Annotated in this window: 6 protein-coding genes; all 6 read left to right on the forward strand. The window is 67.5% G+C overall.

What is annotated here, in order from left to right:
• Window positions 1-11 precede the first annotated feature (11 nt).
• The 6 genes from ABXH26_RS08965 (at window position 12) to ABXH26_RS08990 (ending at window position 5,823) form a co-directional block, all read left to right on the forward strand.
• Window positions 12-653, forward strand: a complete 642-nt coding sequence (locus tag ABXH26_RS08965) for a hypothetical protein (protein WP_353566715.1) — start codon at window positions 12-14, stop codon at window positions 651-653.
• Complete coding sequence (nosD, locus tag ABXH26_RS08970) at window positions 602-1,882, forward strand: nitrous oxide reductase family maturation protein NosD (protein ID WP_353566716.1); 1,281 nt, start codon at window positions 602-604, stop codon at window positions 1,880-1,882. The genes ABXH26_RS08965 and nosD overlap by 52 nt, the downstream gene beginning before the upstream one ends.
• A gap of 9 nt (window positions 1,883-1,891) precedes the next feature.
• Window positions 1,892-2,584: an ABC transporter ATP-binding protein gene (locus tag ABXH26_RS08975; RefSeq protein ID WP_353566717.1), complete on the forward strand. Its 693-nt coding sequence runs from the start codon at window positions 1,892-1,894 to the stop codon at window positions 2,582-2,584.
• Window positions 2,581-3,351: a hypothetical protein gene (locus ABXH26_RS08980; protein WP_353566718.1), complete on the forward strand. Its 771-nt coding sequence runs from the start codon at window positions 2,581-2,583 to the stop codon at window positions 3,349-3,351. Before ABXH26_RS08975 ends, ABXH26_RS08980 begins: the two co-directional genes overlap by 4 nt.
• Window positions 3,352-3,598: 247 nt before the next feature.
• Window positions 3,599-4,780 (forward strand): metallophosphoesterase, encoded by a 1,182-nt coding sequence (locus ABXH26_RS08985; RefSeq protein ID WP_353566719.1) that lies wholly within the window; start codon window positions 3,599-3,601, stop codon window positions 4,778-4,780.
• Between the two features lie 89 nt (window positions 4,781-4,869).
• The gene (locus tag ABXH26_RS08990; protein ID WP_353566720.1) at window positions 4,870-5,823 is read left to right on the forward strand and encodes a PEP-CTERM sorting domain-containing protein; all 954 of its coding nucleotides are present in this window, start codon (window positions 4,870-4,872) and stop codon (window positions 5,821-5,823) included.
• Window positions 5,824-7,030 lie beyond the last annotated feature (1,207 nt).

The raw sequence follows: 7,030 nt of genomic DNA on the forward strand, positions 1-7,030 counted from the left end.
CCGAAGATATCATGAACCGCCTGCTTCGCGCCGAGTACGCCTTCCTGCAAAAACCCCTCAACGGGTGGTCGCGAGTGCTGCTGCTGCTCGGCGCGTTGCTGGTGGCCGGCTCCCTCTACTTTCCGCTGTGGCGCCTGCACCTCGTGGCCCCGCAGTACGAGGAGGGCCTGGAGATGACCATCCACGCCTACAAGATCGTCGGAGGAAACGACGGCCAGGACCTCAAGGAGATCAACATGCTGAACCACTACATCGGCATGAAAACCATCTCCGAGGCCGACTTCACGGAGATGCAGGTGATGCCCTTCATGCTCGGGCTGTTCATCCTGCTCTCCCTGAGGGCCGCGGTCTTCGGCTACATGGGTGCAGTCGTCGATCTCTTCGTTCTCGCCTCCTACTTCGGCCTGTTCTCGATCGGGGCCTTCTACTACAGGCTCCATAGTTACGGTCACAACCTGGACCCGCATGCGCCGATGAACGTCGAGCCCTTCACGCCGCTGATGTTCGGCACGCAGAAGATCGCCAATTTCACCCAATCGAGCTTCCCCGAAGCCGGCACCTACCTGCTCTGGGGATTCATGATCCTCCTCATCCTCGCGCTATGGATTTCCCGCAAAGAACCTTCGCCGGTCTCGTCCTCGGCCTCGCGCTGAGCGCCGCCGCTGGAGCTTCCGGGCTGCAGGAGCGCATCGACGCCGCCGCGCCCGGCGCCACCCTCAAGGTCGGCCCCGGCCACTACGCCGGGCCGCTGGTGATCGACAAGCCGCTCACGCTCGCCGGCCACGGCTGGCCGCGCATCGATGGCGGCGGAAAGGGCAGCGTCATCTCGATCCGCGCGGACGACGTCTGCCTGCGCGGGCTGGTCATCGCCAACTCGGGCACCGACCTCACGCGGGACGATGCCGCCATCCACGTCACCGCCGACCGCGCGGTCATTTCCGGCAACCGGATCGCCGACGCCCTGCACGGCATCTATTTGAAGAAAAGCACCGGCAGCCGCGTGCTGCGCAACGAGATCCGCGGAAAAACCACCCTGCCCGCGCCGGCGCGACCGGCCTCGGAAACGATCGTCACCGACAGCCCCGACCTCTGCTCGCCGCTTAACGTGAACGTCCGCGGCAACGGCATCCACCTGTGGAACAGCCGCGGGTGCGAGCTGGATGGCAACACCATCACCGACACGCGCGACGGCATGTATTTCTCCTTCACCGACCACACCACGGTCCGCGCCAACCGTATCCACGGCGTGCGCTACGGGCTGCACTACATGTATTCGGACGACAACGCCTTCGATGGCAACAGCTTCGCCGACAACGCGGCCGGCGCGGCGATCATGTTCTCGAAGAACCTCGTCGTCCGCGGCAACCGCTTCGAGGCGAACCACGGCTTCCGCGCCTACGGGCTGCTGCTCAGCTCGGTCGACGCCACCCGCATCGAGGGCAACCGGCTATGCCGGAACACCATCGGCATCTATCTCGAAAACAATAACAACAATGTCATCTCCGGCAACACCATCGAGGGCAACTACGTCGGCGTCCGGCTGACCGCCTCGTCGGGCGACAACGTTTTCACGCGCAACACCTTCGCCGGCAACATGCACTCCGCCGAGTTGGCGGGGCAGAACGAGACGAACCGCTGGTCGCTCGATGGCATCGGCAACCACTGGCAGGGCGCGGCGCCGATCGACCTCGATGGCGACGGTACCGGCGAGCTGCCGCACCGCGAGGTGGACCTGCTCGGCGGACTCCGCCGCGAGGCGCCGGCCGTCGGCCTGCTGTCCGGCAGCCCCGGGCTCGGGCTGCTGGAATTCGCCCACCGCCACGTCGCGCTGCCGAAGGTCCACGGCATCACCGATCCTGCGCCGCTCACCACCCGACCCTGATTTCCCATCATGATCCTCACCGAGAACCTGACCCAACGCTACGGCCGCCACGAGGTGCTGCGCGGCCTGTCGCTCGACGCCCGCGAGGGCGAGGTGACCTTGCTCATCGGCTCGAACGGCGCCGGCAAGACGACCACCCTGCGGATCCTCGCCGGGCTCGGCCGGGCGAGTTCGGGCAGCGCGCGAGTGGCGGGCATCGACGTCCTCCGCCATCGCCGCCGGGCACAACGGCAACTCTCGTACTTGCCGCAGGGCGTGGCTTTCCACCCGCGGCTGAGCTGCCGCCAGGTGCTCGGATTCTACGCCCGGCTGCGTGGCGTCGATCGCGGCCGGATCGACCACGTGCTCGACCTCACCGGCCTCGCCGTTCACGCGGAAAAGCGTGCCGGCAAGTTGTCCGGCGGCCTGCGCCAGCGGCTCGGGCTGGCGACCTTGCTGCTGCCCGATGTCCCGGTGCTGCTGCTCGACGAGCCCGGCCTGAGCCTCGATCCCGAATGGCGCGGCAAGCTCCAGTCGCTGCTGCGTGACGAAGCCGCGCGCGGTAAGACCGTGCTCGTGACCACCCACCTGCTCGCCGAGTGGGAGGGCGCGGCCGACCGCTGCCTGTCGTGCCGCGACGGGCGCATCGAGGGCGAGGTCGATCCCGACCGCCTGCGCCCGGAGAACCGCATCCTCATCCCTTTTCTCAAGCAAGCCGTATGAACATTTTCACCGCCTTCTTCCTGCGCGAGATCCGCAGCGCGCTGTTGAACCGCTTCGTCTATCTCTTCGCCGTGCTGTGCCTCGTTGTCGGGCTCGTTCCGGTGCTGATGTCCGCCGCGGCGGAAACGACGGCCGCCTACACCTTGCTGCAGGCCTGCCTGTGGATGGTCCCGCTTTTTTCGCTGCTCACCGGTGTCGGCTCCGCGCAGGGCGAGGACGAGGAGCGCGACTACCTCGCCAGCCTGCCGCTCGGCGGCGGCGTGAGGGTGCTCGGGAAATTCACCGCGCTTGCTACGATCCTTGCCGTAGCCACGGTGCTGCTCATCGTGCCCGCCCTGCTCGCCGGGGCGCCGGGTGATCAGATGCTGGGGTTTTGGCTCCATGCCTTCGGTGCCGGTGCCGTGTTCGCCGCACTCGGGATGGCGGTCGGTTTCACCGTCCGCGACCGGCTCAAGTCCCACCTGCTCGGCCTCTGCCTGTGGCTGGCCCTGCTCACCGGTCCCGACCTGCTGGCGCTCGGCGCGGCTCGCGATGGCCTGGCGGACGAGCACCCCGACCTGTGGCTCGGCCTGCTGCTCTCGAACCCGCTCGACGCGTTGCGCATCAGCGTCGTCCTCCGGCTCGACCGCATACCGTTCGAGCCCGACTCGGCTTTTGCTCGCCTCTGGCTCGGCCACCTCGGCGCGGCCTTCGCACTGGTTTGCACCGTCTGGGCCGCCGTTTCCCTGAGCTGGGGAGGATCCCGGCTCGCGAGCCGGCCCTACTGAAGGCAAGGAGCGCCGATGATAAAATCGGCATCACATGGAGCGCCGATGATGACATCGGCATCGCCAGTTCTACGGGATGGCGACTTCAAGGTAGATCGCCACGAAGCTGCTGCGAGGCTCCCTATCGAACGTCATCCCGGCTCTCGGGGTGAGGCGATGCCGATTTCATAATCGGCGCTCCTCCTGCGGCGCTCCTCCGCTCGATTCCCTTGGACGCACGGCGATCACTGGCCATCTTCCCGCGCCGATGTCGTTCTTCCTGCTCATCCTCCTCGGGATCCCGATCCTGTCCGGACTGTGGTTCCTCTGGGCCATCCGAACGAACCCCCTGCGGCAGGCCGCCCGACCGGTGAAGATCGCCTTTTTCGCCTCGGTCGTCCTCCTGGTCGTCGGCTTTGTCTGGATCTTTCTCGCCCGCGGCGGGCATCTGGGGTCGGAGCCGCCTGCTTGGCTCCAGGCCGCGGTGCTGCTGTGGGGCTTGCTCTTCCTGCCCTTCGTCGCGCTGCCCACGCTCGTCATCGGCGGCTTGTGGCAAAGCGGGGCCCGCCTCCGCCGCCACCTGCGCAGCCGGCACGGGGCGGTTGCCGAGGCCGTCGATACCGACCGCCGCCGTTTCCTCAAAACCACCGCCGTCGCCCTGCCGGTGATCGCCACCTATGGCGCCACGGCCATCAGCATCCCGCAGACCCGCCATTTCCGCGTGCGGCGGATCGAGGTCCCGCTGGCCGGCCTGCCGAAGGATCTCGACGGCATGACCATCGCCCACGTCTCGGACGTCCACGTCGGCAAGTTCACCCACGGCCGGCTCCTGCACGACCTCGCCGACGCCACCAACGCGATGAAGGCCGACCTCGTCGCGCTGACCGGCGACCTCATCGACCACGCCCTGGCCGACCTGCCCGAGGCGCTCGCCATGGTCGGCCGCATGGATCCGCGGAGCGGGCTGGTGCTCATCGAGGGAAACCACGACCTCTTCGAGGGCCGCGAGGCCTTTGCCCGGGGGGTCGAGGGCGCCGGGTTTCCGCTGCTGCGCAATGCCGCCGCGCCCCTGGAGGTGCGCGGCCACCCCGTCGACCTGCTCGGCATCCGCTGGGAGCACTCCGAGGAGGCGATGGCGCGCGACATTCTCGAAACCGCCACCCGCCGCCGCGACGAGGCCTTTCCCATCCTCCTCGCGCACCACCCGCATGCCTTCGATGTGGCGGCGCAGGCTGGCATCCCGCTCACCCTTGGCGGCCACACCCACGGCGGGCAGTTGATGCTTTCCCCGGAGGTCGGCGTCGGGCCCATGATGTATCGCTACTGGTCCGGCCTCTATCGCAAGCCCACCGGCCAGGCCACCGTGATCAGCAACGGCGCCGGCAATTGGTTTCCCCTGCGCACCGCCGCTCCCGCGGAAATCCTCCACCTCACCCTGCGGCGGGTCTGACGGGGTCGAGCGGACGACGGACAAAAATCCCGTCGATCTTCCCGGAAGCTTGCGCAACCACGGATTTTGGCTCAAACGAGCCCTTATCCATGAAAAGCCGATCCCTGCTCCCCCGCGCGGCTGCTGCCGCCATCCTCGCGCCCCTCGCGGTCGATGCCGCCGTGCTCTATGAGCAGGACTTCGACCTCGACGACACCGCCAACTGGACCGTCAACACTCCGGGTCTCTCCGACGTCACCGTCGACTTTCACTACGACTACTCCGCGATCGGAGTGCCGGCCGCCCCGGGATCCGCCACCACCACCGGCTTGAAGATGACCGCCAACAACTCCGGCGGCGTGTTCAGCGGGTTCAGCGTCTCGCCCACCGGCCAGTCGTTCAGCGGCGACTACCTCATCCGCTTCAGTCTGTGGTCGAACTACGTCGGCCCGCTCGGTCCGGGAGGCAGCGGCTCCACCCAGCTCTCGATCGCCGGCTTCGGCACCGCCGGCACCAGCGCCCAGTGGGCGGGGGCGGCCGCCGGGGTCGATTCGGTGTTTTTCGCCGCGACCCTGGACGGGGGCTCCGCCTCCGACTTCCGCGCGTACTCCACGGCCTCCCCGACCAGCTACCCTTCGGGAAATGCGGTCTATGCCGGCCCCTCCACCAACGGTTCCGATCCTTACTACAGCGTCTTCGGTTCCACCTCCGCCCCGGCCGCGCAGACGCTTCTTTTTCCCGGCCAGACCGGTGTCACGGATGCGGGGGAAACCGCCTTCGCCTGGCGTGCGGTCGAGATCCTGGTGGAGGGCGGGTTCGCCACCTGGTCCATCGACGGCCTCGACATGGCGACCCTCGACCTGTCCACCGTCACCCTCGGCGGGAGCAACATCCTCTTCGGCCACTCCGACACCAACGCCGGTGCCTCCGCGGATCCGAACGACGTCCTGCTCAACGTCACGCTGATCGACAACGTCCGCGTCACCGATCTCGTTCCGGAGCCTTCCACCGCGCTGCTCGCCCTTGCCGGCCTGGCCGTCCTGTCCCGCCGGCGTCGCGCCTGATGCTCCGTGGAGGGCCTGCCGAGGAAGAAATCGGCCCATCCACCCGTGCTCCCTGCGGAAACCGAAGTCCCGCAGGGAAAGCAGTCGAAGCCGGCGCCGGTTCGGACCGTACCGATCCGCTCTCCGACCGTACCGATCCGCCCTCCGACCGTACCGATTCGCCCTTCGACCGTACCGATCCGCCCTCCGACCGTACCGATCCGCTCTTCGACCGTACCGATTCGCCCTCCGGTCCGGCCGATGCCCCGTCCGGCCTCGCCGAGCGAAACCGAGCGGATCCACCCGCCTTCCGGAGCCTCCCATCTGCGTCCATCCAGTTCATCGGCGGTGTCCCTCTTGAAGTTGCGGTCATGACAAAGTCCGAGCCCGAAATGGCAGGGAGGAAGATCCCCCTCCGAACTCTTTCGTCCCGGAGGGACCTGGGAGCTTAGCCGGTGGTGACAACCACCGGAACCCGTCGCGGTCACATCCAGCCCCGGCAGGGGCGGGGGAGAGCGCGGCATCGAAAAGCTTCTCCGCGGATTCCGCCGCCCTTGCCGGGGATCCATAGAAGATAGGACCTCACTCTTTCGTCCCGGAGGGACCTGGGAACTTAGCCGGTGGTGACAACCACCGGAACCCGTCGCGGTCACATCCAGCCCCGGCAGGGGCGGGGGAGAGGGCGGCATCGAAAAGCTTCTCCGCGGATTCCACCGCTCCTGCCGGGGATCCATGGAAGATAGGGCCTTACTCTTTCGTCCCGGAGGGACCTGGGAACTTAGCCGGTGGTGACAACCACCGGAACCCGTCCCGGTCACATCCAGCCCCGGCAGGGGCGGGGGAGAGCGCGGCATCGAAAAGCTTCTCCGCGGATTCCACCGCCCCTGCCGGGGATCCATGGAAGATAGGACCTTACTCTTTCGTCCCGGAGGGACCTGGGAGCTTAGCCGGTGGTGACAACCACCGGAACCCGTCCCGGTCACATCCAGCCCCGGCAGGGGCGGGGAAGAGCGCGGCATCGAAAAGCTTCTCCGCGGATTCCACCGCTCCTGCCGGGGATCCATGGAAGATAGGGCCTTACTCTTTCGTCCCGGAGGGACTTGGGAGCTTAGCCGGTGGTGACAACCACCGGAACCCGTCCCGGTCACATCCAGCCCCGGCAGGGGCGGGGAAGAGCGCGGCATCGAAAAGCTTCTCCGCGGATTCCACCGCTCCTGCCGGGGATCCA

The organism is Haloferula sargassicola (assembly GCF_040362925.1).
GTDB classification, from domain to species: domain Bacteria; phylum Verrucomicrobiota; class Verrucomicrobiia; order Verrucomicrobiales; family Akkermansiaceae; genus Haloferula; species Haloferula sargassicola.

Coding starts and splice junctions, on each gene's coding strand:
- ABXH26_RS08965 (WP_353566715.1), top strand. CDS start 12: ATGAACCGCCTGCTTCGCGCCGAGTACGCCTTCCTGCAAAAACCCCTC.
- ABXH26_RS08975 (WP_353566717.1), top strand. CDS start 1,892: ATGATCCTCACCGAGAACCTGACCCAACGCTACGGCCGCCACGAGGTG.
- nosD (WP_353566716.1), top strand. CDS start 602: ATGGATTTCCCGCAAAGAACCTTCGCCGGTCTCGTCCTCGGCCTCGCG.
- ABXH26_RS08985 (WP_353566719.1), top strand. CDS start 3,599: ATGTCGTTCTTCCTGCTCATCCTCCTCGGGATCCCGATCCTGTCCGGA.
- ABXH26_RS08990 (WP_353566720.1), top strand. CDS start 4,870: ATGAAAAGCCGATCCCTGCTCCCCCGCGCGGCTGCTGCCGCCATCCTC.
- ABXH26_RS08980 (WP_353566718.1), top strand. CDS start 2,581: ATGAACATTTTCACCGCCTTCTTCCTGCGCGAGATCCGCAGCGCGCTG.